The 23,554-nt window shown below is 44.5% G+C and carries 25 protein-coding genes, 1 tRNA gene, 1 other RNA gene and 2 other annotated features; of the genes, 8 read left to right on the top strand and 19 right to left on the bottom strand.

Annotation, left to right across the window (positions count from 1 at the left end; translation table 11 throughout):
* Positions 1 to 16: 16 nt before the first annotated feature.
* The 5 genes from recR to tadA form a co-directional block, all read right to left on the bottom strand.
* Positions 17 to 613, bottom strand: a complete 597-nt coding sequence (recR, locus tag BQ5796_RS02240; RefSeq protein WP_071458782.1) for a recombination mediator RecR — start codon at positions 611 to 613, stop codon at positions 17 to 19.
* Positions 614 to 682: 69 nt separating this feature from the next.
* Entirely contained in the window at positions 683 to 1,006 is a 324-nt protein-coding gene (locus tag BQ5796_RS02235; protein WP_071461111.1) for a YbaB/EbfC family nucleoid-associated protein, read from the bottom strand.
* A 19-nt stretch (positions 1,007 to 1,025) separates the two neighbouring features.
* Positions 1,026 to 2,711 (bottom strand): DNA polymerase III subunit gamma/tau, encoded by a 1,686-nt coding sequence (dnaX, locus tag BQ5796_RS02230; RefSeq protein WP_071458781.1) that lies wholly within the window; start codon positions 2,709 to 2,711, stop codon positions 1,026 to 1,028.
* 149 nt (positions 2,712 to 2,860) lie between these two features.
* Positions 2,861 to 3,125, bottom strand: an RNA gene (gene ffs, locus BQ5796_RS02225) — signal recognition particle sRNA large type.
* Positions 3,126 to 3,217: 92 nt separating this feature from the next.
* Positions 3,218 to 3,724: a tRNA adenosine(34) deaminase TadA gene (tadA, locus tag BQ5796_RS02220; protein ID WP_071461110.1), complete on the bottom strand. Its 507-nt coding sequence runs from the start codon at positions 3,722 to 3,724 to the stop codon at positions 3,218 to 3,220.
* A 78-nt stretch (positions 3,725 to 3,802) separates the two neighbouring features.
* Here tadA and BQ5796_RS02215 point away from each other — a divergent pair, with 78 nt between their 5' ends.
* The 4 genes from BQ5796_RS02215 to BQ5796_RS02200 all read left to right on the top strand — a co-directional run bounded on the left by BQ5796_RS02215 (position 3,803) and on the right by BQ5796_RS02200 (position 7,261).
* Entirely contained in the window at positions 3,803 to 4,363 is a 561-nt protein-coding gene (locus BQ5796_RS02215; RefSeq protein ID WP_071458780.1) for a cysteine hydrolase family protein, read from the top strand.
* Positions 4,364 to 4,419: 56 nt separating this feature from the next.
* On the top strand, positions 4,420 to 5,706 hold the full coding sequence (locus BQ5796_RS02210) for a glycoside hydrolase family 18 protein (RefSeq protein WP_071458779.1): 1,287 nt from the start codon (positions 4,420 to 4,422) through the stop codon (positions 5,704 to 5,706).
* Between the two features lie 245 nt (positions 5,707 to 5,951).
* Positions 5,952 to 6,593 (top strand): deoxynucleoside kinase, encoded by a 642-nt coding sequence (locus tag BQ5796_RS02205; protein WP_071461109.1) that lies wholly within the window; start codon positions 5,952 to 5,954, stop codon positions 6,591 to 6,593.
* Positions 6,590 to 7,261, top strand: coding sequence for a deoxynucleoside kinase (locus BQ5796_RS02200; protein WP_071458778.1), 672 nt, complete (start codon positions 6,590 to 6,592; stop codon positions 7,259 to 7,261). The genes BQ5796_RS02205 and BQ5796_RS02200 overlap by 4 nt, the downstream gene beginning before the upstream one ends.
* Before the next feature lie 118 nt (positions 7,262 to 7,379).
* Here BQ5796_RS02200 and BQ5796_RS02195 read toward each other — a convergent pair.
* From BQ5796_RS02195 to guaB, 6 genes are all read right to left on the bottom strand, one after another.
* A tRNA-Ser gene (locus tag BQ5796_RS02195) sits at positions 7,380 to 7,472 on the bottom strand.
* Between the two features lie 168 nt (positions 7,473 to 7,640).
* Positions 7,641 to 8,924, bottom strand: a complete 1,284-nt coding sequence (gene serS, locus BQ5796_RS02190; protein ID WP_071458777.1) for a serine--tRNA ligase — start codon at positions 8,922 to 8,924, stop codon at positions 7,641 to 7,643.
* Positions 8,925 to 8,976: 52 nt separating this feature from the next.
* Positions 8,977 to 9,200 (bottom strand) — a binding site (T-box leader).
* A 55-nt stretch (positions 9,201 to 9,255) separates the two neighbouring features.
* Entirely contained in the window at positions 9,256 to 9,846 is a 591-nt protein-coding gene (pdxT, locus tag BQ5796_RS02185; RefSeq protein ID WP_071458776.1) for a pyridoxal 5'-phosphate synthase glutaminase subunit PdxT, read from the bottom strand.
* Positions 9,847 to 9,858: 12 nt separating this feature from the next.
* The gene (gene pdxS / locus BQ5796_RS02180; RefSeq protein ID WP_071461108.1) at positions 9,859 to 10,740 is read right to left on the bottom strand and encodes a pyridoxal 5'-phosphate synthase lyase subunit PdxS; all 882 of its coding nucleotides are present in this window, start codon (positions 10,738 to 10,740) and stop codon (positions 9,859 to 9,861) included.
* Between the two features lie 160 nt (positions 10,741 to 10,900).
* Entirely contained in the window at positions 10,901 to 12,178 is a 1,278-nt protein-coding gene (locus BQ5796_RS02175; protein ID WP_083413156.1) for a D-alanyl-D-alanine carboxypeptidase family protein, read from the bottom strand.
* Positions 12,179 to 12,382: 204 nt separating this feature from the next.
* Positions 12,383 to 13,849, bottom strand: coding sequence for an IMP dehydrogenase (gene guaB, locus BQ5796_RS02170; protein WP_071458774.1), 1,467 nt, complete (start codon positions 13,847 to 13,849; stop codon positions 12,383 to 12,385).
* Positions 13,850 to 13,960: 111 nt separating this feature from the next.
* Here guaB and BQ5796_RS02165 point away from each other — a divergent pair, with 111 nt between their 5' ends.
* Entirely contained in the window at positions 13,961 to 14,932 is a 972-nt protein-coding gene (locus tag BQ5796_RS02165) for a YaaC family protein (RefSeq protein WP_234969291.1), read from the top strand.
* 85 nt (positions 14,933 to 15,017) lie between these two features.
* A complete protein-coding gene (locus BQ5796_RS18640; protein ID WP_282956849.1) occupies positions 15,018 to 15,146 on the top strand; it encodes a hypothetical protein in 129 nt (42 codons plus the stop codon).
* Between the two features lie 645 nt (positions 15,147 to 15,791).
* Here BQ5796_RS18640 and BQ5796_RS02160 read toward each other — a convergent pair.
* Together BQ5796_RS02160 and BQ5796_RS02150 are read right to left on the bottom strand one after the other, a co-directional pair.
* Positions 15,792 to 16,007, bottom strand: coding sequence for a hypothetical protein (locus BQ5796_RS02160; RefSeq protein WP_071458772.1), 216 nt, complete (start codon positions 16,005 to 16,007; stop codon positions 15,792 to 15,794).
* Between the two features lie 176 nt (positions 16,008 to 16,183).
* Positions 16,184 to 16,650, bottom strand: a sequence feature (most likely nonfunctional fraction of RNA operon).
* 271 nt (positions 16,651 to 16,921) lie between these two features.
* On the bottom strand, positions 16,922 to 17,797 hold the full coding sequence (locus tag BQ5796_RS02150) for a nucleotidyltransferase-like protein (RefSeq protein ID WP_071458771.1): 876 nt from the start codon (positions 17,795 to 17,797) through the stop codon (positions 16,922 to 16,924).
* Positions 17,798 to 17,946: 149 nt separating this feature from the next.
* On the opposite strand from BQ5796_RS02150, the gene BQ5796_RS02145 reads away from it, so the two are divergent.
* Positions 17,947 to 18,297 carry a YgzB family protein gene (locus BQ5796_RS02145; protein WP_071458770.1) on the top strand — a complete coding sequence of 117 codons (351 nt, stop codon included), beginning with the start codon at positions 17,947 to 17,949 and terminating at the stop codon, positions 18,295 to 18,297.
* 252 nt (positions 18,298 to 18,549) lie between these two features.
* On the opposite strand, the gene perR is transcribed toward BQ5796_RS02145, so the two are convergent.
* From perR to bcp, 4 genes are all read right to left on the bottom strand, one after another.
* Positions 18,550 to 18,987: a peroxide-responsive transcriptional repressor PerR gene (gene perR / locus BQ5796_RS02140; protein ID WP_071458769.1), complete on the bottom strand. Its 438-nt coding sequence runs from the start codon at positions 18,985 to 18,987 to the stop codon at positions 18,550 to 18,552.
* 116 nt (positions 18,988 to 19,103) lie between these two features.
* Positions 19,104 to 19,652: a cob(I)yrinic acid a,c-diamide adenosyltransferase gene (locus tag BQ5796_RS02135; RefSeq protein WP_071458768.1), complete on the bottom strand. Its 549-nt coding sequence runs from the start codon at positions 19,650 to 19,652 to the stop codon at positions 19,104 to 19,106.
* 107 nt (positions 19,653 to 19,759) lie between these two features.
* On the bottom strand, positions 19,760 to 20,596 hold the full coding sequence (locus BQ5796_RS02130) for a D-2-hydroxyacid dehydrogenase (RefSeq protein WP_428839284.1): 837 nt from the start codon (positions 20,594 to 20,596) through the stop codon (positions 19,760 to 19,762).
* A 205-nt stretch (positions 20,597 to 20,801) separates the two neighbouring features.
* Positions 20,802 to 21,263, bottom strand: coding sequence for a thioredoxin-dependent thiol peroxidase (gene bcp, locus BQ5796_RS02125; protein ID WP_428839283.1), 462 nt, complete (start codon positions 21,261 to 21,263; stop codon positions 20,802 to 20,804).
* 311 nt (positions 21,264 to 21,574) lie between these two features.
* On the opposite strand from bcp, the gene BQ5796_RS02120 reads away from it, so the two are divergent.
* Entirely contained in the window at positions 21,575 to 22,126 is a 552-nt protein-coding gene (locus tag BQ5796_RS02120) for a hypothetical protein (RefSeq protein WP_071458766.1), read from the top strand.
* Positions 22,127 to 22,268: 142 nt separating this feature from the next.
* Here BQ5796_RS02120 and BQ5796_RS02115 read toward each other — a convergent pair whose 3' ends face one another.
* The gene (locus BQ5796_RS02115) at positions 22,269 to 22,673 is read right to left on the bottom strand and encodes a potassium channel family protein (RefSeq protein ID WP_071458765.1); all 405 of its coding nucleotides are present in this window, start codon (positions 22,671 to 22,673) and stop codon (positions 22,269 to 22,271) included.
* 92 nt (positions 22,674 to 22,765) lie between these two features.
* Entirely contained in the window at positions 22,766 to 23,551 is a 786-nt protein-coding gene (locus BQ5796_RS02110; protein ID WP_071458764.1) for an ABC transporter permease, read from the bottom strand.
* Positions 23,552 to 23,554: the final 3 nt, after the last annotated feature.

Below are 23,554 nucleotides of genomic sequence, written 5' to 3'. Positions count from 1 at the left end.
GTTTCCTCCGCTTCGTCTATACTTCCCTGCGGCCTTCCATTGCTTTTGAGAGCGTAACTTCGTCCGCATATTCCAAATCTCCGCCAACAGGCAGACCATGTGCAATTCTTGTGATGCGAATTCCCGCCGGCTTAAGAAGCCTGGAAATATACATTGCCGTTGCCTCTCCTTCGATATTCGGATTCGTGGCAAGGATGACTTCCTCTACCGTTTCATCCTGAAGGCGTTTCAAGAGGTCGGGGATATTGATGTCCTCCGGCCCAATACCATCCATCGGAGATATAGCTCCATGAAGGACATGATAAAGGCCATTGTACTCTCTCATTTTTTCCATTGCGATGACGTCTTTCGGATCTTGAACAACACAAATCACTCTTCTGTCTCTCCGCTGATCCTCACAAATATAGCAAGGATCCTGGTCCGTTATATGACCACATACAGAGCAGTAGCTGAGGTTCCGCTTTGCGTTAACGAGCGCCTTCGCAAAGTCCAGCACTGTTTCCTCCTTCATGCTGAGGACAAAAAAAGCCAGACGGGCCGCCGTTTTCGGTCCTATGCCTGGCAGTTTCATGAAGCTGTCGATCAGTTTCGTTATTGGTTCAGGATAATGCATTTATTTTTCCCTCCTGGAACATTCCAAGAAGTCTGTCTGCTTCTGCCCCGGACGTGCCGGGGCATTGAATCAGAACATGCCCGGAAGGTTCATTCCTTTTGTAAATTGACCCATCGTTTGGTTCGTCAGTTCTTCCGTTTTTTTCAGTGCATCGTTCGTTGCAGCAAGAACGAGGTCTTGAAGCATTTCCACATCATCAGGATCCACTGCTTCTGGCTTGATTACAACATCGACTACTTCCTTATGACCTGTCATAATGACAGTGACCATGCCGCCTCCAGCTGTTCCCTCAATTTTCTTCTCGCCAAGCTCTTCTTGAGCTTCTGCCATTTTCTTTTGCATCTTTTGCATTTGCTTCATCATATTTTGCATATTACCCATTCCACCACGCATCATTTAACTTACCTCCAATTTAATCGTTAATTTCCACTAGTTCGTCACCAAACAGCTTTTTTGCTTCCGCTACAAGAGGATCCTCTTTTCCTGCACCTTCCCCGCCGGAAGCACCGTTCCGTTGGGAGCTTAGGAAGCTTTCCCGGATACTATGCCACTGATCCTCGGGAACCCCGATAACCTGAAGCCTTTTTCCGGTCAGCTCTCTAAGAAGGTCTCCTGTTACTTCTATAAACTTGGCATTTTCCATCGCCATTTGGCAGTGAATCTCGTACTTGAATTTTACCACGACAGACTCCGAGGAAGAAGCAACAGGCTCCGCCTCGTTGAGCAGCGCTGCCTGAGAGCGCATTTGCCTTCCTACCAGCATGTTGAGCAAATCTCCCCATTTACTCTTAACGGCTTGGAGATCAGGCTTTGTAGCATGCTTCAAAACTTCCTTGATTTGTCCGGCCGGGGCCTGGAAGCCTTTGCGGTTAACCCTCTGAGGCTTAGGCTGGGCAGCAGCTTGCGATTCCTGCGCCGGTATACCATTAGATGCGAGCTTACTAAGCTTGTCTTCCAGGTCGGTGATCCGCTGCAGCAGCGCACTGTTGTCTTCCCGTCCTATAGTTGGTCCCGTTTCAGGCTGACAAAGCTTTACAATAGCTACTTCGAGAAAAATACGAGGATGGTTGGTCCATCGCATATCCTGTTGTGCTTTATTCAATATATCAATGATCTCATATATTCGTCCATGGTCCATCTCATTTGCGAGCTTCTTAAAACCCTCATCGATGAGTACACGCTCGAGAGAATCTTCCATTTCCGGCGCTGCTTTATGAAGAAGCATATCCCGGTAGTAATAGATAAAATCCTCAATAAACCGCGCTGGTTCCTTTCCTTGCATAAGTAAATTCTCAAGTGCATCAAGCGCAGTTGCGGCATTATTACCGTGGACGGCTGTTGCAAGCCTTGTGAGAAATTCCTGTGAGACAGCCCCTGTTACAGTCAGCGCATCGTCAACAGTCACCCTTTCCTGACTGAAGGAAATGGCTTGGTCAAGGAGACTTAAGGCGTCACGCATCCCGCCATCTGCAGCTCGAGCAATGACATGCATGGCATTATCTTCATATTGCACTTCAGTCTCGTCCGCGATAAGCTTCATTCTTCCGACGATTGCCTGCGGGGTAATCCGTTTAAAGTCAAACCTCTGAGTCCGGGAAATAATGGTCAGTGGAATCTTGTGCGGTTCCGTTGTGGCAAGGATAAAGATAACATGCTTTGGCGGCTCCTCCAGCGTTTTAAGAAGAGCATTGAAAGCGCCAATGGACAGCATATGAACTTCATCCACAATATAGACTTTATATTTCACCGAGTTGGGCGCATATTTTACTTTATCGCGAATGTCCCGAATTTCTTCGACTCCATTGTTCGAGGCAGCATCGATTTCAATGACGTCAGAAATAGACCCATCCGTGATTCCCCGGCATGCAGCACATTCGTTGCATGGCTCGCTGACCGGAGCTTTTTCGCAGTTGACTGCCTTCGATAATATTTTGGCTGCGGTTGTCTTTCCCGTTCCACGGGGGCCGGAAAAAAGATAAGCATGCGAGATCTTTTGTTGAAGCAGAGCATTTTGCAGTGTCGTCGTCACATGTTCCTGGCCGACCACATCGAAAAAGCGCTGCGGGCGCCAGACACGATATAACGCTTGATAAGCCAATGACACCGCTCCCTTCCATAAGTTATCTATCCTATTATACCGTAATGCATTTTATTTTTACAAAAACAATTACAGTGAATCCTATCCATTTTTGCATACCAAAAACCCACCCTAAGTAAGGATGGGTTAAAGATTATAATATTTAACTGCCGTGCACCTCCCGTCGACTGGTTGTCATAAGCGCTGCTCAAGCAGTTAGCTCGGCCCAGGCTGCCCTGCGGCACATGGGAGCGTCCACTTAATGCTGCTTCCTTCCGGACCTGACATGGTTCATGGATTCCCATTGCGCAGGACCCGGGCGTCAACACCACTTACTTGAGGCGGACCCTACAACAAACCAGCCTCGGGAAGGGATTCAGTCTCGCTAGAGCGGATTGCGAGTACAGAGCACCGCTACCTCCCCACCTAGCACGGCAAAATTGAAACCAATGTTTTAGGCGCCATTTAATGACGCATAATCAGTATACTAATTTCGCCAGGAAAAAGCAACGTTAATGGGCTGTAAATTATTGTAATTCTTTTTCCTGTTGTTCCTTCTGTCTTTTTCTATCTTGCTTTTTCTCTTCTCTCAATTCCCGAAAAAAGTCGGAAAGCATCCTGCCGCAACGCTCTTCCAAAACACCAGGCACAACTTCACTTTGATGATTGAACCGCTCATCGCGCAAAATATCCATCAACGTCCCAGCGCATCCGCCTTTCGGATCACTAGCTCCATAGACAACCCGCTTCACTCTAGAAAGCATGATTGCCCCCGCGCACATCGGACACGGCTCCAGCGTAACGAATAACTCCGTGTCCTCAAGTCGCCAGGAACCGATTTTCCGGCATGCCTCTTCAATTGCAAGAATTTCGGCATGAGCGGTGGATCGCTGGTTTGTCTCCCGTAAATTATGGCCCCGCGAAATAACTTGCCCATCGAGAACGATGACCGCTCCGATCGGCACTTCGCCAAGCACGCGGGCTTTCTCTGCTTCTATGATTGCTTCTCGCATGAACCTTTCATCTTCCAGCATTTTTTCTTTCACCTTCCTCCAAAAACTAGTTTAATCTTTTTTTCTCTGTCTAAAAATAAGGGAAAGGAGTCGATCGCTTTGAACAAAGAAAATAAAACTGCTCTTCTTATCATCGATATGATCAATACTTTTGATTTCATATATGGAGATTCTCTTGCGAAAAAAGCAGAGAAAATCACAGAACCAATTCTTTCCCTCCGGAAATCGTTTCGTGATAAAAATTGGCCCGTCATCTATATTAATGACCATTATAATCTATGGCAGGCCGATTTCGAAAAAATAATGGACTACTGTCGAAATGAAAGGAGCAGGACTATCATCGACAGAATTGGGCCTGGAGAGGAAGATTTCTTTCTCATCAAGCCGAAGCACTCTGCTTTTTACGGAACCGCCCTACATACACTTCTTCAGCAACTAGGAGTAGAAAAGTTGATTCTGACGGGCGTGGCTGGAAATATATGCGTCCTATTTACAGCAAATGATGCATATATGCGCGAGTATGAACTGTCGATTCCAAGTGATTGTATTGCTTCAAATACGGACCATGACGATGAGTATGCCCTCATGATGATGGTAGACGTATTGGGAGCGGATACAAGAGCATCAACGGAAATAGACCTTACGGAATTAGGGGCATAAGGATGCTTTCACTCTCATAAACTGGTGTTACGCAAGCTGCGTTTAGGAGGGAGAACATGCAGATACATGTTGTAAAGCCAAACGAAACGATTACCGGGATTGCAAGGGTTTATGGTTCGACAGCTGGAGACATTTCGGAGGCGAATCAGCTGCCGGATCCGAATGAGCTTGTCGTCGGCCAGGCACTTGTTATCCCGATTGTCGGAAGCTTCTATTTTGTCCGCCAAGGTGATAGTCTTTATGCAATCGCCAGAAGATACGGAACTACAGCCGCTGAGCTTGCCAGAATCAATCGGATTTCCGTTTCCCAATCTCTGCAGATAGGGCAAAGACTTTATATTCCTCCTCGCCGAAAAATACCTGCAGAGTTCAACGCCTACGTGGAACCGAGAGGACGCACCGTTGCCCCAGCCTTAGAAACTAGCGCCCGTGAAGCGGCGCCTTATTTGACCTATCTTGCTCCGTTCAGCTTTCAGGCACGGAGAGATGGGACGCTGAAGGAACCGCTGCTAAACAATTTCCCTGCAATCGCCCGAGCCAACAAAAATACGCTGATGATGGTCATTACCAACCAGGAGAACGACCAGTTCAGCGATGAACTTGGCCGCATTCTCCTCAATAACATGCCCATCCAAGAAAAATTCCTGAATACAATCGTTGCAACTGCTAAAAAGTATGGATTCACGGATATCCATTTTGATTTTGAATATTTGCGCCCAGAAGACCGCGAAGCCTATAACCGCTTCCTTCGCAGGGCTCGTGACCGATTCAGGAGGGAAGGCTGGCTGATTTCTACCGCTCTCGCTCCTAAGACCAGTGCAGGACAGAAAGGAAAATGGTATGAGGCGCATGATTACCGGGCACACGGGGAAATCGTTGACTTTGTCGTCATCATGACCTACGAATGGGGCTACTCTGGGGGCCCGGCAATGGCCGTTTCACCAATCGATCCTGTCAGGAATGTGCTTCAATATGCTGTTACAGAGATTCCATCAAATAAAATTATGATGGGTCAAAACCTCTATGGCTACGATTGGACATTGCCGTTCGTCCAGGGAACCGTTGCAAAGGCAGTTAGCCCACAGCAGGCCATCGCCCTGGCAGACCGCTATAATGTGCCGATCCAATATAATACGAAAGCCCAAGCACCTTTCTTTCGCTATCAAGACGCTGCAGGCAAACAGCATGAAGTCTGGTTTGAGGATGCACGCTCCATTCAAGCTAAGTTTGATCTCATTAAGGAATTAAGGCTAAGGGGCATGAGTTATTGGAAGCTTGGTCTCTCCTTCCCGCAAAACTGGCTGCTTATTACGGAAAACTTTAATGTCACAAAGCGTGCCTAAATAAAAAACAGCCTTACCGGTCACTATACTGTAAACAAAGGGGTTCGGACGCTGCAATCCGAAACCCTTTTTGTCTTAGATTCTTTTGAAGCTTCTCAATTGGAAATCAACAAACAACCATGTGAAAATGGAGTTTGTTTTTTGCCAAAAATGTCGATATCCTTTCCCTATATTATTATGATAAAATGATGCATTGGGGATTACATCCTTATGAGAATGCGACAGAAACAAAAGGAGGACTTGCTGTGAGGAGGACACCTTTCATCACGGTGGAAGGGCCGATTGGCGTTGGCAAGACGTCACTGGCCAAGGCCATTTCGGAGCATTACAGCTTCGCTCTTTTAAAAGAGATCGTGGACGAAAATCCGTTCCTGGGAAAGTTTTATGAGAACATCGAGGAATGGAGCTTCCAGACAGAGATGTTTTTTCTCTGCAACCGTTACAAGCAGCTTGGAGATATTAAGGAACAGTATATCAGCAGGCAGCAGGCCGTTGTGGCGGATTACCATATATTCAAAAACCTGATTTTTGCAAAGAGGACGCTGGGCGAAGAGGAATACCAAAAATACCGTAGCATCTACGATATCTTGACGGAGGGCATGCCAAGACCAAATGTCATTATCTATCTCCACGCAAGTCTCGATACACTGCTCAGCAGAATAAAAAAGCGCGGACGGGAAGTGGAAAAGAATATCAGCCCCCTGTACCTAAAGCAGCTTTCGCTTGATTACGAGCAGTCAGTCACGCAGTTTGAATCAGACCATCCGAATGTCGAGGTACTGCGGTTCAACGGCGATCATCTCGATTTCGTCCGTCACCCTGAAGACCTCCATACCATTATTTCTGAACTGTCGGGACGATTATCCAAAAGGAGCATGCAACCATGAATTTAAGGAACAAATACGACATTCCCACAAACTCTGTGATCACCATCGCCGGCACCGTCGGGGTCGGCAAATCAACCATGACCAACGCCATCGCCAAGGCACTGAAGTTCCGTACTTCTTTTGAAAAGGTTGATTCTAATCCTTATCTGGACAAGTTCTACAGCGACTTTAACCGCTGGAGTTTCCATCTCCAAGTATACTTTCTAGCTGAACGATTTAAAGAACAAAAGCGCATGTTCGAGTATGGCGGCGGCTTTATTCAGGATCGTTCCATCTATGAAGATACAGGGATTTTCGCGAGAATGCATTACGAGAAAGGAACCATGTCTCCAACAGATTATGAGACATACAGAAGCCTTTTCGATGCAATGGTCATGACACCATATTTCCCGCATCCTGACCTTTTAATCTACCTTGAAGGCTCCCTCGATGATATTATTGCCCGCATTCATCTTCGTGGCCGCGCAATGGAGCAGCAAACACCCATTTCCTATTGGGAAGAGATGCATGCACGCTATGAAAGATGGATTGATGAATTCAATGCATGCCCTGTGCTTCGATTGAATATCAATGATTATGATATTGTCGGCAATGAGGCATCAGTGGATCAAATCGTGGAACGAATCGGCTTTTTTATCAACAAGGCTCGTTCTTTAAAAAGTAATTAAAATGTAAGCCGCATGATCAACATGCGGTTTTTTGCATAAAAAATACCGTTACCAAATGGTAACGGTATGTATCATACAATCTCCAGTTTGTATGCTGCGCGAATCATGAAATGAAAAATGGAGGAGGAAGAGGGATTCGAACCCCCGCGCGGTTTGACCCGCCTGTCGGTTTTCAAGACCGATCCCTTCAGCCAGACTTGGGTATTCCTCCGTGTTGACAGGTAATAATATAACACGGCAAATAATGTGATGTCAAATGCTTTTTGAAAAAATTTATCACGAATGATAATAACATCTAAAAAGCCATTAAACCCAAGCAAATTTCCGCCCGAAAACAGGTAAAAAATCAGCGCCCAATAAAAGATGGGCGCTAATTTTTTTATTGACCTGGTTGGATGACTTCTTTGTTTCCCATATATGGGCGAAGTACTTCCGGAATGACGACACTTCCGTCTTCCTGCTGGTAATTTTCAAGGATTGCGGCAACCGTCCGGCCGATTGCAAGTCCTGATCCGTTCAATGTATGAACGTGCTCCGGCTTTGCTTTCAGCTCGCGGCGGAAGCGGATGTTCGCACGGCGCGCTTGGAATGCTTCAAAGTTAGAACAAGAAGAAATTTCCCTGTACGTACCATAGCTTGGAATCCATACTTCGATATCATACTTTTTCGCAGCAGTGAAACCAAGGTCAGCAGTACACATGCTGAGAACTCTGTACGGAAGACGTAAGAGCTGCAGCACTTTTTCTGCATCTGCAGTCAGCTTTTCCAGCTCGTCGTAAGAATCTTCTGGTTTAACGAATTTCACTAGCTCCACTTTGTTGAACTGATGCTGACGGATTAGACCGCGAGTATCACGTCCTGCAGATCCTGCTTCAGAACGGAAACAAGCACTGTATGCTGCATATTTGATTGGCAGTTCTTCACCGCCAAGTATTTCATCGCGGTGCATGTTTGTTACCGGAACTTCCGCTGTTGGAATCAAGAAGTAATCTTCACTCTCAATTAAGAAAGCATCTTCTTCAAATTTCGGAAGCTGTCCTGTCCCTGTCATGCTTGCGCGGTTGACCATATATGGCGGAAGTACTTCTGTGTATCCGTGCTCTTCCACATGCAAATCGAGCATAAATGACATCAACGCACGCTCCAGCCGTGCTCCGAGCCCTTTGTAAAAAACAAAACGGCTTCCGGTTACTTTTCCCGCTCTTTCAAAATCAACGATTTTCAGGCCTTCTGCAACTTCCCAATGCGGCTTCGCTTCAAAGCCAAAATCTCTAACTTCTCCCCACTTCCTGATTTCTACGTTATCATCTTCTGTTTCGCCAACCGGAACGCTTTCATGAGGGATGTTTGGAATGCTCAGCAGTAGATTGTCGAGCGTTTCTTCCACTTGGCGCAGCTCATCGTCGAATCTTTTGATTGTATCTCCGACCTCGCGCATTTCCTTGATCAGTTCATCGGCATCCTTTTTTTCTTTTTTCAAGATAGCGATTTGCTGGGTTACTTCATTTCGTCTGCTTTTAAGTTTTTCTGTCTCCACAATCAAATCACGGCGTCTGATGTCGAGCTCCTCAAATTTGTCAAAATCAGTGAGGTCTTCACCCCTGTGCTGCAGCTTCTTTTTTACATCATTAAAATTGGCTCTTAAATACTTAGCATCAAGCATGGTCCATTCCTCCTGTTTTTTAAAATAAAATGCAAAAAACTCCCGTCCCTGTAAAAGGGACGAGAGTTAACCCGCGTTGCCACCCTGATTGAAAGCAATAATCCTCCGCTTTCCTCTTTGCAAGATAACGGCTTGAAGCCGAAAGCAATTAATCACCGAAACGGCTTTCCATGCTTTGCTCAAGGATGGATTCACTGGCTTGTCCGCCGGTTTCCACCAACCACCGGCTCTCTTTTAGAACAAAACCAAGCTACTGCTTCCTCTCACTGCTTTTTCATCATGTGATTATATACTAATAATTTACTACAAGTGTTTCACGGGTGCAACAGATTTATACAAGATTTTTTTCACGTGCTTCCTTCACCATGCCGATAAAATAGTCTGTCAAGCGGTGGTCGTCCGTCAGTTCTGGGTGGAAGGAGCAGCCGAGAAATTGCCCATCTCTTGCAGCGACAATCCTGCCCTCATGCTTGGCTAATACCTTGACATTCTCACCTGCCGCGACAATATGCGGTGCACGAATGAATACCGCTGTAAACTCTTCCGCGACTCCGTCGATGGGAAGATCCGCTTCAAAGCTTTCACGCTGGCGACCGAAGGAATTGCGTTCAACCGTGACATCCATGACGCCTATATGCGGTTCATCGTAACCTTCCACACGCTTTGCAAGCAGAATCAGTCCGGCGCATGTCCCGAACATAGGTTTCCCTTGATCTGCAAACTGCTTCAAAGCTGGCATGAACTGGTATTTATCTATCAACTTTCTCATTGTTGTGCTTTCGCCGCCGGGAATAATCAAGCCATCTAAGGCTTCCAGCTGCTCCGGATGCTTAACAATCACCGCTTCCGAACCCGATGCCTCGATTGCGCATACATGCTCGCGCACTGCCCCTTGGAGGCCTAATACTCCGATTTTTGCCATGATGGTATCTCCTTACCAGCCTCTGTCCTGCATGCGCTCTTCAGGAGCCAGGGAAGAGATCTCTAGCCCTTTCATCGCTGCACCAAGGTCTTTAGAAAGATGTGCAATTAGCTCATAATCTTGATAATGCGTTGTTGCTTCAACGATTGCTTTAGCGAACTTCGCAGGATTTTCCGACTTAAAAATACCTGAGCCTACAAACACACCATCGGCTCCCAGTTCCATCATCAGGGCAGCATCCGCAGGAGTAGCAACTCCACCTGCTGCAAAGTTAACGACTGGCAGGCGGCCGTGCTTCCTGATTTCCAATAGCACTTCAAATGGCGCGCCAAGGAGCTTTGCTTCTGTCATGAGTTCTGCTTCATCCATGCCAACGATCTTGCGAACTTGAGCGTTTACTTTGCGCATGTGGCGAACTGCCTCGACAATATTACCAGTTCCCGGCTCTCCTTTTGTGCGGAGCATGGACGCGCCTTCAGCGATACGGCGTGCTGCTTCTCCAAGATCACGGCACCCGCAGACAAAAGGAACTGTGAATTCCCTCTTATTCAAATGATATTCTTCGTCAGCAGGAGTAAGGACTTCACTCTCATCGATATAATCTACTCCCATTGCTTCAAGAACCCTTGCTTCAACAATATGACCAATGCGCGCTTTTGCCATTACAGGAATGGTAACCGCACCCATGACTTCTTCCATGATTCTTGGGTCAGCCATTCTGGCAACCCCGCCTGCAGCACGGATATCGGATGGAACGCGCTCAAGCGCCATTACCGCTACAGCACCGGCTTCCTCCGCAATTTTCGCTTGCTCTGCATTGACAACGTCCATGATGACGCCGCCTTTTTGCATTTCAGCCATACCCCGTTTAACTCTATCTGTACCAGTTTTCATTCCTTTTTCCCCTCCAATGGATACTATCTCTCTCTTCAAGGATGGCATCATCCTTTTAGCTGTTAACGAAAAAAACGCACTCTAATTGTCGGGATTGTCTTTTCCCTTATTGCAAATAAACAATAAAAAAAGCCTCCTGTCAAGGCAGGAGACTGAATTTTTAAAACAACCCTTTAATGCCAGAAGCAGCACTGCTGAACAAATCACTGAAGAATCCGCCTACACCACGCATGGAAAGAACGAACCAATTTGCTTTTTCCACACTCTCCGCGGCAATAACGTCAACGCCGCTTTTATTTTTATCATTAACGAAGGTTGCTCGGTTTCCATTTTCATCAATCACGGTCAGGTAGCCAACCTTTTCGCCTTTTTTGATAGGCGCTGTCAGCTCCCCATCTTCGTTTAATTTCTTTTTATCGATGACAAGCTTCGTTTTATATTGATCTTTTTCGCCATTTTTAATCATCATCGCCAGCTCTTTATCCGTATGGATCTTAACCTTGTCTTCTTTTCCTTTTACGACTGGAAGCGATTTATGACCTTTAATCTGCTTGTTCTTTTTCACAAGTGTTTCTTTCGTGAAACTGTTAAAAGCATAGTCCAGAATTTTTCTAGTCTCAGAGAAACGGCTGTTCTTCGACTCCGCTTTCATCACAACAGAAATGAAACGCTTATCACCTTTTTTAGCAGTAGCCGTAAAGCAGTAGCCCGCAAAATCAGTGGATCCAGTTTTCAAACCATCAACGCCTTCATAGGCGAAAGTTAATGTTGGAAGCATCCAGTTAAAGTTCGGGTACTCGCGTCCATCCTTGAACTTCAGCTTCGGTGTGCTCGCAGTTTCAAGAACTTCCGGATGGTCTTTAAGGAGCCTGTACGCAAGCTTAGCAGTTGCTTTTGCAGACATAACGTTTTCCTCTTCAGGACCGCCTGCAGCAACCTTGCCGAGAAGCTCGCTGTTGTTCAGACCAGTAGAATTGACAAATTTATAGTCTTTCAAGCCGAGTTCCTTTGCCTTTTTGTTCATGAGAGCAACGAAATTCTTTTCTGTTCCTGCCACAGCTTCAGCGAGTGCAACGGATGAAGCATTAGAAGAGAATATCGCCATTCCTTGGTAAAGCTCTTTTATTGTATAATCTTCGCCTTGAGTGAGACCGATGTTAGAAAGACCAGGAGCAGCAGACAGTTTGTGGACATATTCATTGATTTTCACTTTTTGATCCCATTTGATTTTACCTTTATCAATTGCTTCCAGGACAAGATATTCTGTCATCATCTTGGACATGGAGGCAACTCCAAGAATAACATCTGAATTCTTTTCATATAAAATCTTTCCTGTATCCGCATCGATCAGAATAGCCGCTTCAGCATTGATGCCCAGTTCATCCTCTGCAGCTCTCGCTTTTCCGGTAAATCCTGTGAGACTTGCCGCACTGCACATCAAAAAGACAGTAAGTAACAAAAATAATCGTCTGTAAAGATTCAAAGCTAATTTCCCTCCGCATTCTCTTATCTATCTATTAAAAACATGCTAGATTGCACGGTTACCAAATTGCGCCTCGTTTAGTATAACAAAAAAAACGGGTAGAGAATAGTCTCTCTACCCGTTGTAAAATCAGGAAATCCCTGAAATAGGAAAACCGTATCAGTGTGTGGAATAATTAGGTGCTTCTTTAGTAATTTGGACATCATGAGGGTGGCTTTCCCTGAGTCCTGCACCAGTCATCCGGACGAATTGAGCATTTTCACGAAGATCGCGAAGTGTTGCTGTTCCGCAGTAGCCCATTCCTGCCCTGATACCGCCAACAAGCTGATAGATGGTATCCGCGAGTGGTCCTTTATAAGGCAAGCGGCCTTCAATGCCTTCCGGAACAAACTTCTTATTATCCTCTTGGAAATAACGGTCTTTTGAACCTTTTTCCATTGCAGCAACAGAGCCCATTCCCCTATATACTTTGAAGCGTCGTCCTTGATAGATTTCCGTTTCCCCAGGACTTTCGGATGTTCCTGCGAGCAAGCTTCCGAGCATGACGGCATGTCCCCCTGCTGCAAGCGCTTTGACCATATCACCTGAGTACTTGATTCCGCCATCTGCGATGATTGCTTTTCCGAGCTTTCTCGCTTCTGTCGCACAGTCGTAAATCGCAGTGATTTGCGGAACACCTACCCCTGCAACCACTCTTGTCGTACAGATAGAGCCAGGTCCGATTCCGACTTTTACGATATCCGCGCCAGCTTCAATCAGTTCGCGGGTTGCATCTGCTGTCGCAACGTTTCCTGCGATAATAGCAAGCTCAGGGTATGCATTGCGAATTTCCCTAACTGTATCGAGCACTCCTTTTGAATGTCCGTGTGCAGTGTCCACAACGATAACATCGACATGCGACTCGACAAGCTTTTCCACCCTTTTCATCGTATCAACTGTAACACCGACTGCACCGCCGACCAAAAGGCGTCCCTGACTATCTTTGGAAGAGTTCGGGAATTCAATAACCTTTTCGATATCTTTGATTGTGATAAGGCCTTTTAGCACACCTTCATCATTTACTAATGGGAGCTTTTCAATTTTATAACGCTGCAGGATTTTCTCTGCTTCAAGAAGAGTCGTTCCCACTGGTGCAGTAACGAGGTTTTCCTTTGTCATGACATCGGAGATCAGGATTGAATAATCCTGAATGAAACGCATGTCACGGTTTGTGATGATTCCGACTAGCTTCTGCTCACTTTCATTATTCACAATCGGAACTCCGGAAATACGGAATTTACCCATAAGGTGTTCTGCATCAAATACTTGATGTTCCGGTGTGAGGAAAAATGGGTCGCTGATGACGCCGCTTTCGGAACGCTTTACTTTGTCAACCTGATCGGCCTGCTGTTCAATAGACATATTCTTGTGGATGATTCCAAGACCGCCTTGCCTTGCCATGGCAATTGCCATTTCCGCTTCTGTGACCGTGTCCATCCCGGCGCTGATAATCGGGAGGTTCAAAGTAATCTTATCTGTCAATTCCACTTTCAAGCTGACATCCCGCGGCAGTACTTCCGACTTGGCAGGAATAAGCAGGACGTCATCGAACGTTAAACCTTCTTTTACAAATTTACTTTCCCACATAACAAATGGCTCCCTTACATGAAAATATTATTAGTAGGTTATCAATTGGACAAAATACTGTCAAGGAAGTTAAAAATGTTTGAGTATTCAAATAACTTGGAGGGTTGTCTTTTGTCTTTATCATATCCTAATTGGAACCGCTTTTCTTTCTTTTTTTCTGGAGAATACTCACAGAATTATTTAAAAAAATCTTACCTGCGACTCGGCATCCAAAATGTTGCACAACTAAGTTACCAGAACTGCTATCCATTCATGTATTATCTCGAACATGGAAAAATGTATTACAGCCAAGCGGCTCAATCACCGCTCCCTTTAAAGCCGATCCTGCTGTATTACGGGCTGATTCATTTAATCAAGGCATGCATTCTGACTGTTGAACCATACTACCCGGAAACAACGTCCGTGCTCGCTCACGGAGTATCAGCCAGAAAGCGCAAAAAACAGCATTACAGTTTTTTCGAAGACGAAGTAAAATTTCAAAAGCACGGACTCTTTCCTTTTATGGCAGAGAAATTGTTTCACATGAAACAATTGGAGGGCGAAAAGGTTTCAATGGCAGAACTACTTCAAAACATTCCGGAGCTTTCTTCTCTTTTTGCAAAATTGAAAGGAAAACATACCTTTATTTCCCTGAAAAAAAAAGGAACAAGATTTACGATTCCTAACGCTGTTTTGGATTCCTACCATATGACAGAAGGTCGGTTTCAAGCCTTCTATACAGCAAAATCTGCAGTGCCTGTACAATTCCACCAAGATGGAAGCGATGATAATCTTCATTTCACTCTCGACGTTCCTGATTGGAAAGATCCACTTCCATTAAAGTATGACCTGCACGAGGAATGCTACGCCATCCCGCTTATAAAGGAACCGTTTCTCCTTATGCCGGAACTACTCCTGCATTACCTGCTGCTTTACAATTTAGGCATGATTGCAAGGTATGAAACAGAGTGGTGGAGTGAATTAATTCGGACAATGGCAAGTGATGATTATCCCTTCATCCAATTATTTCTGGATCTTTCCCTTGAAAAAGGGCCATACTTAATATCAAGGTTGCTCAACCCAGAACGCATATCTTCCGAATAGAGCAGGCATTACTATCCAGTTTAATTCCAGTCGCTTAGGGAATTTACTAAAAGGTAAGGACATTTAAGAATGAGGAGGAATAATGATGGATCGCAAAAAAATGATGATGACAACCGTAGCATTAGGAACAGCATATCTCCTAAGAAATAGAGAGTCCCGCGAAAAAATTAAAAACCAATTTAAATCAATGTCCAGATCTAATAAAAACAACTAATAATTCAAAGCCCCTTCCGATTCACCATTCGGAAGGGGCTTTGAATGTATCAAACGTGACTCCTGCGTCGCAATTAGTAGTAGTGTGATTAAAAAGTGTCGCTTGCAGGTACTCTTTCAAGGGTAATCGGGAGGCCTAGGGGCGGAATCACTCACATCGGGGGCGTTATCAACCAAGTTAGGCGCAAAATCAACCAACTTTGGCGAGAAATCGCTCATCTTGCGGAAGAAATCAACCAACTTCTTCGATAAATCAACCAAACGCTGTTCCTGCGCCTTTTTCCGGTATCGGGGTGGTTAAAAGTGTCGCTTGCAGTTACTCTTTTTAGGGCGAGTGGGGGGCCTGGGGAGCGGAATCAACCAAGTTGTGCGCAGAATCAACCAACTTTGGGGAGAAATCGCTCACGTTGCGGAAGAAATCAACCAACTTCTTCGATAAATCAACCAAACGGTGTTCCTGCGTTTTTTTGGTATCGGGGTGCTTAAAAATGTCGCTTGTAGTTACTCTTTCAAGGGTAATCGGGAGGCCTGAGGGGCGGAATCACTCACATCGGGGGCGGATTCAACCAAGTTGTGCGCAGAATCAACCAACTTTGGGGAGAAATCGCTCACGTTGCGGAAAAAATCAACCAACTTCCTCGGTAAATCAACCAAACGCTGTTCCTGCGCCTCTTTCCGGTATGGGGTTGCTTAAAAATGTCGCTTGCAGGTACTCTTTCAAGGGTAATCGGGAGGCCTGAGGGGCGGAATCACTCACATCGGGAAGGTTATCACTCAAGTTATGCGCAGAATCAGCCAACTTTGGCGAGAAATCGCTCATCTTGCGGGAGAAATCACCCAACTTCTTCGATAAATCAACCAAACGCTGTTCCTGCGCCTCTTTCCGGTATCGGGGTGGTTAAAAGTGTCGCTTACAGTTTGTTGTTCTAATGATTCAGGACTAACTGATGGGTTGCGAGCTGTTTACGGGAAAACGGGAACAAATCATCGTGATCTCAAACACAAAAAAGAACAGCCCGACTGAGCTGTTCTTTGATTGCCTGGCAGCGTCCTACTCTCACAGGGGGAAACCCCCAACTACCATCGGCGCTGAGAAGCTTAACTTCCGTGTTCGGTATGGGAACGGGTGTGACCTTCTCGCCATCGCCTACTGCTGCCTCCCGTAGGAGTCTGGGCCGTGTCTCAGTCCCAGTGTGGCCGATCACCCTCTCAGGTCGGCTACGCATCGTTGCCTTGGTGAGCCGTTACCTCACCAACTAGCTAATGCGCCGCGGGCCCATCTGTAAGTGACAGCCGAAACCGTCTTTCAGCTTCCCTACATGTGAAGGAAAGGATTATCCGGTATTAGCTCCGGTTTCCCGAAGTTATCCCAGTCTTACAGGCAGGTTGCCCACGTGTTACTCACCCGTCCGCCGCTGACTTCCGGGAGCAAGCTCCCTTCTGTCCGCTCGACTTGCATGTATTAGGCACGCCGCCAGCGTTCGTCCTGAGCCAGGATCAAACTCTCCATAAAAGAGTGAGTGATTAGCTCATCAAATAAAACGTTGGCTGATGGTCAGTGACCATCATATTATTGTTTGTTGACGCTTGTTTGTTTAGTTTTCAAAGAGCAATTTTCGTTTCCGCCGCCGAAGCGACTTTATTAATATAACATCTGGCGCTTTACTTGTCAACACCATTTTCACGAAACCGTCTGCCGCAAATCTCATTTGTTTTGCAGCGACGGTTATTAATATATCAAGCAGTCAAAAAAAGGTCAATACTTTTTTTGTTTTTTTACGATAGTTTTTTCGAAACACGATAGTAGCGATGGTAAAGCCCAGGACTTTTTGTTTCAACAAGCTCCGTAGTAATCAGGTTTTGCTCAATCAAATATTCCAATAAGATGGAAAGGTCTACCGAGTATGGAGCCAATTCTTTTTCTTCCATCATTTCATTGAAAGACCAGTAATCCTTTTCTTCCATGATTTCTAAAATGTGTGCTGCACCAATTTGTATCCTTGACCGAATTAAAAACTCACTGGCAAGGAATAATAGCTCAAGTCTTTTTTCCAAACTTTCGTTACTGATAACGAGTTCTTCGTAAAGCTTATAGATTTCTGGTTCAATTTGCTTTACTTGCTGCCATACAGTCACTTCCGGATGAAAACCGTTTTCAATGACTGCGAGTCTCGCTAAATGATGTAGCGAGTGAACCACATGGTTATAGGCATCAAGATACTGAAGTTGATCAAAAAAAGCTTTCCCATCTGTATATCTTCGTATAAGTCTCGCAAATTCAATGCCGATTTTAAGCTTTCGTCCATGGAAAGGAAACTCCCTCAGTTCCTCTCTTAAGTTTCCGATATACTCATTCCGGTCAAACATTACTTTTCCGTTATAAAGCCAATCAAAAATCTTTCTGTTACTGCCTAAAAGAATCCAGTCAAGCAATTGATTTTCCGCAACGATATACATAGCTGCCTTTTTCTTATTATAGGAATAGTGTTTGAAGAAAACCGGCTGTTCTGCTTCTTTGACAATAATTAATAAGATAGCGTCGAAAGTATCTGTTGTCGGAAAAGCTTTTTGCTTTTTTTCAATGATGAGCACACCAATTGTGTTTGGCTGACTCGCTCTTTCTTGGTAGATAGGGCGAAGGATATCCTCCATGCTGAATTCCCCCCATTTTTTTATAGAAGTAAGTTTTCGACAACATTAGAGAAAGTCCTGCATAAAAATGACTTTTTGCCGGCTGTTTTTCTATGATTTATTCCTCTTGAGATGATATGATAAAATTATTCTCTAGGGGGGGAAAAGGCATGGCGAAGTATTCAAGTAAAATAAATAAGATAAGAACTTTTGCCCTAAGCTTGATTTTCATCGGCTTCATCGTGATGTATGGGGGCATTTATTTCCGTAATCATCCTGCAGTCATGATGGTTTTCATGCTGTTCGGCTTACTGTTCATTATCGCTAGTACGGTTGTCTATTTCTGGATTGGAATGCTTTCTACTAAAACCACCCAAGTTGTCTGTCCAAACTGCGGGAAGGCTACAAAAATACTTGGACGTGTTGATATGTGTATGTATTGCAACGAGCCGCTCACTTTGGATCCTGAACTCGAAGGCAAAGAGTTCGATGAAAAGTATAACCGTAAAAAGAGTAAATAAACTCTGCGGATTCAAGTTTTCAGTAAAAAAAGCCTGGCTGAAAGAAAAAATCTTTCAGCCAGGCTTTTTTTGCGCTGAACGGGCGCTTCCGCTTTTCTTTTGTCCAGCTACGGCGCCCAGTGGCTAGCGGCCTTCGGTCTTCTCCCTATGGTAAGTCAACATCAATTCGCTTCGCTCATCGTGTTTCCTTTACCTCAGTCGAAGGACCTCCAGGCCGTACGCCGCTGAACGGGCGCTTCCGCTTTTCTATCCTTACTGCTTTTCTGTACAGTCCGGGCATGTACCGTATATTTCCATTCTGTGGTTACCTACTTTAAAGCCGGTCACATGCGAAGCAAGGTGTTCGACTTCGTCAAGGCCGGGGTAATGAAAGTCAACGATTTTTCCGCAGTCTTCACAGATCACATGGTAGTGCTCTGTCGTTACGAAGTCGAACCTGCTAGAGGAATCTCCGTATGTCAACTCCTTCACAAGTCCCACTTCACGAAATACTCGGAGATTATTGTAAACTGTTGCCACACTCATGTTTGGAAATTTTCCCTCAAGCGCTTTGTAAATTTCATCGGCTGTTGGATGTGACATCGAGTTTATTAAATATTCAAGTATCGCATGACGCTGCGGGGTAATGCGGACACCTGTGTCCTTCAGGGCATTTAGGGCTTCCTTCAGCTGATTTTCTACCACCGCCATGCACCTCATTCCTTTTTATTATTCTTACCTTGTAATATTTATAAATAGTGTACTAAGTACATCATTGTTTTGTCAACGATTTGAGCCAAGCATTATTGACGGTTGTATGAACAACCTCAATCTGCATGAAGTGTATGCTCGGGGGCTTTCAGCTTATGGTTGATGAAGCGCGCAGCCACAAACAAGAGGTCGGATAATCGATTTAGATACGAAAGAACAAGCGGATTCACCTCTCCAATAGCAACAGCATTTCGTTCCGCCCGCCTTGTGATAGTCCTAGCCACATGCAGTGCTGCGCCAGCTTCATGCCCTCCTGGAAGGATGAAGTTCATGAGCGGCGGAAGCTCAGCGTCCCATTTATCAATCATACTTTCCAGTTCTTCAATATTTTCTCTCTTTAGCTGCCATTTAACCTCTTTTCCTTCAGGGGTCGCGAGCTCTGCCCCGACATGAAACAAGGCTGTTTGAATTTTATGAAAAAAACCCTGGATTTCTGCTTTACCTGGAAATACTTCTGCCTCCAGCCTGCTCATGGCAAGGCCAATCATCGAATTGGCTTCATCACATGTTCCGTATGCCTCTACTCGAAGGTCGTTTTTATTTACCCTTACTCCGTAAACAAGGGAAGTTGTCCCTTTATCGCCCGACTTCGTATAAATTTTCAAGTTTAATAGCCCCTCTCCAAATCAACAATATTTTCTAGGTTAGCTTGATTGTTTCTATATTTATACAAATTGCGTTCGAAAATTTCAAAAGCCCGCGGCAAATAGTTTTATGTTATGCCTGAAAGATGCGGTGTCACTGTTACATTTTCCATTCTCCAGAGAGGATGGTCCTTTGGCAAAGGCTCTTTCTCGAATACATCAAGATAGGCATGGATAAACCGTTTTTCTTCCAGCGCCTTCAGCAATATTTCTTCCTGCACAACATCTCCCCGTCCAATATTGATGAACACTGCCTCTCTCTTCATTTTTTGCAGCGAGAATTCAGATAAGAGATATTTTGTTTCAGGAGTGCTGGGAAGAACCGAAACAACGAAATCAGCATCAGCCATAAATTTTACATGATTTTCCATTGTTGTTATTCGATCAATATAATCCACGCTCCGTCCACTTCTATTAACACCAACTGTCTTCATTCCAAAAGCTTTTGCCAGCCGGGCGATTTCACCGCCAATCGCTCCTGCTCCAAGAATAAGGACTGTTTTTCCGTAGAGCTCCCCCATTCTGACTTTCCGGTCCCATTTTCCTTCCGCTGCATTCTTCCGCAGCTGTTCTGCTGCCTTTACATGCTGAAGCATCACCCCAAGCGTATACTCCGCCATAGGTATCCGAAATACTCCTTTCGAATTGGTAACGATAATGCCCTTATCCCTGCATGCTTGAAATGGCATTTTTTCTAAGCCGGCAGACATGACCATAATCCATTTCAACTTCGCTGCATTTTCAATATGTTCTGGTGTCAAATCTTCTCCATATGTCACAAACACTTCCGATTCGTAAAACTCCTCTGAGATTCCTTTTGAAAAATAAAAAGAATCATCGGGGAATGCTTCGGTTATTTCCTTCTGAAGCGTTTCATTCGGAAGCAGCGAAAAAGAAATTTTCAATTGCTCCACTCCTCAATAAAAGATATGTTTATATTTTATTAAATTTTCTTTCAATTGAACAACTTAGAGCTTTTTCTAAAAAAAAAAACGGACCCGCTAGGAATCCGTGAAAACTGTCTGAGGAGGTATGCCCTAATACAACATATTCACGCTGCTACAAAAGGAGTGGACATATGCCTTCATTATGTATAAATGGGCTTTCCCTTTACAGATTTTCCTTGATGAAACCGAGCACTTCCTCCACGTGGCCCTTGACCTTCACTTTGCGGTATTCTTTGGCAAGCTTTCCTTCTTTGTCGATAATGAAGGTCGACCGCTCAATCCCCATGTATTCTTTCCCGAAGTTCTTCTTCAGCTTCCAGACACCGTAAGCTTCTGCAGCCTTATTGTCTTCATCGGAAAGCAGCAGGAACGGAAGGCCGTATTTTTCAATGAATTTTTCATGACGCGCCAGCGGGTCGGGGCTTACTCCAAGGATTACCGCATCCACTCCTGCAAATTCCTCCTGGTTATCACGAAAGTCACAAGCCTCTGTCGTACATCCTGGTGTCATGTCTTTCGGGTAAAAATAAAGCACAACGTTTTTCCCTCGAAAATCGGATAGTTTAACTTTTTGTCCATTACTTGCTGGTAGATTAAAATCAGGTGCTAATATTTTAGAATCCAAAATATCCTTACCTCCTTATTTTTCACAAATACTTAAGTGCAATTGCGTTTTTCAAGAAGCATAAATTCAAATGAAAAGTCGTTCACTTTCTTACATTAATATTTTTTGTTAAGACTTGCAAGAAAGTCCCCTATGTCTTAAAACGTGTTTAATAAGACATACTGGCACTATATTAAATAAGTAGGCGTCTTTTATTGGGCTCCTTTTAGAAAAATTGTTGTTTGAAAGAGGATATCCACATAAAATGTAAAATAAGGAAATCTGGGATGTAGATATTTTTTTCAGTAAATGTATCCAGAGGGAGTGGTGTTTTGATTGGGTGGTTAATAATAAGCTGTGAGATAGGATTTTGGATATTTGTTTTAGCAGGTCTGTTTGCACGGTATACTCTCAAAAAGAGGAAAACCGGAGCTTTTTTGCTCATTTGCACACCAATTGTAGATCTTGTACTGCTCATTGCAACCGTAATCGATTTGAAAAATGGAGCTATAGCTACCAGTGTACACGGAATAGCCGCAATGTATATTGGTTTCAGCGCTGCTTATGGTCATAAAATGAAAAAATGGGCAGATAGCCAATTCGCTTATCGATTTGCTAATGCATCCAAACCTCCCAAAAAGAAAAAGTACGGCATAGCGCTTGCTAGGAAGGAACGCGTGGGTTGGTATAGGCATTTATTGGCATGGTTTATCGGCGCAGCTATTCTCGGAGCTATTATTATATATATTGATAACGCTAAGCAGACTGAAGCCATGTTTCGTTTGTTACAGTTATGGTCAACAGTTCTCGTTATCGATTTTATCATTAGTTTTAGTTATACAGTTTTTCCGAGAAAGGCAAAAGAGCAGGAATATTATCATTAAGCGGATTAATAAAGAGCCTAAAATACACTGGAGTTCTGTGTATATTTCAGGCTCTTTCACTTGCAATAGCCTCTCTTGAAACAACTGAACGATTGCAAAACTTATTGTTTCACCCAATAGTAACTCTATTGGCCTCATTGTGTCAGCGCTCCCTGTCAATTACTGTTCTTGCAACAAATGCCGCGGGAATTGTATATCCAATCAGCGCTTCTGCTACTGCAAGCAGCCTCCCTGCACCGACTGGAGAAATATCGCCATACCCTACGGAAAAAAGCGTTACTGCGCTGAAATACAAACTTGTTCCTAATCTCTCAAGCTGCGTGGTACTCTTTATCGCCGCTCCTTCCAAAAGCATCTGAAATCCGCGTGACTCCATAAGGAAATAAATAAGCCCGAAGCCAACCATCACAGTTAAATATATACTTGCAAGTACAATAAAATTTTCGAAGGACAGCTTCTTTCCTTTTATCCGATTCGGGATAAACAAAGTCCTGATGCTCATGACAATGCACAGGACGATGATGGCGATCAGCGCATAGCTCAGCATGTTGAACCCTCTTTCCTCTAGCTATTACATCTATACGTTTTTTCACAAAATAGTATGCAGGCGAGCCTGCTGAGGGTTCGTTAACAAGAGGATTAATTTCCTGCACCGCTGTACTTTTGCACTCCCTTATTCCATACAAGAACAGATAAAAAGAAAAAAAGCAGCCCAATAACTGGCGTCAGGAAGGAGTAGCTGTACCACTCTTCTCTGCCAAGGAAAAAGGCAGCAGGATAGACGCCGACGAAAGCAAAAGGCAGGATCCATGTAAGAATGAAGCGGATTGCCTTATTATAAATATCAACAGGATATCGTCCGTAATTGCCAATATTGTACATCATTGGCATGATGGAGGTTCTTGCATCCGCCCAGAAGGAGATGCAGGCAAGCATGACAAAAATACCTGCATAAACAAGGGCACCTCCAAGAACAAAAAGAAGAAATAAAATTGGATCATACCAGCTTAATTCAAGGCCGAGCCTGCTTCCCGCATAGAACATGACAATCAAACCAGTACAAGCCCCAAACAACGATTCGAGTTCCATCCGCTCAAGAATTACTTGAAACAGGCTGTGGACGGGCCGTGTCAAAATCCTATCCAGTTCTCCCTTCACAATATAGCGTTCGTTGAAATCCCAAATATTGAAGAAAGCAGAAAACAGTGCGTAAGGAACGAGGAAAAATCCGTATATAAAAATGATCTCATCCCTCGTCCATCCGTTAAGGAGATCGGTATGGCCAAAGACTACTAGAATGAAGACTAGGTTGATTGCTTGCGAGAGTAAGTCTGAAAAAATTTCAACAACAAGGTCCGTGCGATACTCCAGCCTCGTTTTCATATATTGGCCGATATACTGAAAAAACATGGTGACATAAAACATATC

This window comes from Bacillus massilinigeriensis, assembly GCF_900111815.1.
In the GTDB taxonomy this organism is placed as follows: domain Bacteria; phylum Bacillota; class Bacilli; order Bacillales; family Cytobacillaceae; genus Mesobacillus_C; species Mesobacillus_C mediterraneensis.
This window is presented reverse-complemented; position numbering and strand designations above follow the sequence as displayed.

Coding starts and splice junctions, on each gene's coding strand:
- recR (WP_071458782.1), bottom strand. CDS start 613: ATGCATTATCCTGAACCAATAACGAAACTGATCGACAGCTTCATGAAA.
- BQ5796_RS02235 (WP_071461111.1), bottom strand. CDS start 1,006: ATGCGTGGTGGAATGGGTAATATGCAAAATATGATGAAGCAAATGCAA.
- tadA (WP_071461110.1), bottom strand. CDS start 3,724: ATGCTGGAAGATGAAAGGTTCATGCGAGAAGCAATCATAGAAGCAGAG.
- BQ5796_RS02210 (WP_071458779.1), top strand. CDS start 4,420: ATGCAGATACATGTTGTAAAGCCAAACGAAACGATTACCGGGATTGCA.
- BQ5796_RS02200 (WP_071458778.1), top strand. CDS start 6,590: ATGAATTTAAGGAACAAATACGACATTCCCACAAACTCTGTGATCACC.
- serS (WP_071458777.1), bottom strand. CDS start 8,924: ATGCTTGATGCTAAGTATTTAAGAGCCAATTTTAATGATGTAAAAAAG.
- pdxT (WP_071458776.1), bottom strand. CDS start 9,846: ATGGCAAAAATCGGAGTATTAGGCCTCCAAGGGGCAGTGCGCGAGCAT.
- pdxS (WP_071461108.1), bottom strand. CDS start 10,740: ATGAAAACTGGTACAGATAGAGTTAAACGGGGTATGGCTGAAATGCAA.
- BQ5796_RS02175 (WP_083413156.1), bottom strand. CDS start 12,178: ATGTGCAGTGCGGCAAGTCTCACAGGATTTACCGGAAAAGCGAGAGCT.
- guaB (WP_071458774.1), bottom strand. CDS start 13,849: ATGTGGGAAAGTAAATTTGTAAAAGAAGGTTTAACGTTCGATGACGTC.
- BQ5796_RS18640 (WP_282956849.1), top strand. CDS start 15,018: ATGGATCGCAAAAAAATGATGATGACAACCGTAGCATTAGGAACAGCA.
- BQ5796_RS02150 (WP_071458771.1), bottom strand. CDS start 17,797: ATGGAGGATATCCTTCGCCCTATCTACCAAGAAAGAGCGAGTCAGCCA.
- BQ5796_RS02145 (WP_071458770.1), top strand. CDS start 17,947: ATGGCGAAGTATTCAAGTAAAATAAATAAGATAAGAACTTTTGCCCTA.
- perR (WP_071458769.1), bottom strand. CDS start 18,987: ATGGCGGTGGTAGAAAATCAGCTGAAGGAAGCCCTAAATGCCCTGAAG.
- BQ5796_RS02115 (WP_071458765.1), bottom strand. CDS start 22,673: ATGCTGAGCTATGCGCTGATCGCCATCATCGTCCTGTGCATTGTCATG.
- BQ5796_RS02110 (WP_071458764.1), bottom strand. CDS start 23,551: ATGTTTTATGTCACCATGTTTTTTCAGTATATCGGCCAATATATGAAA.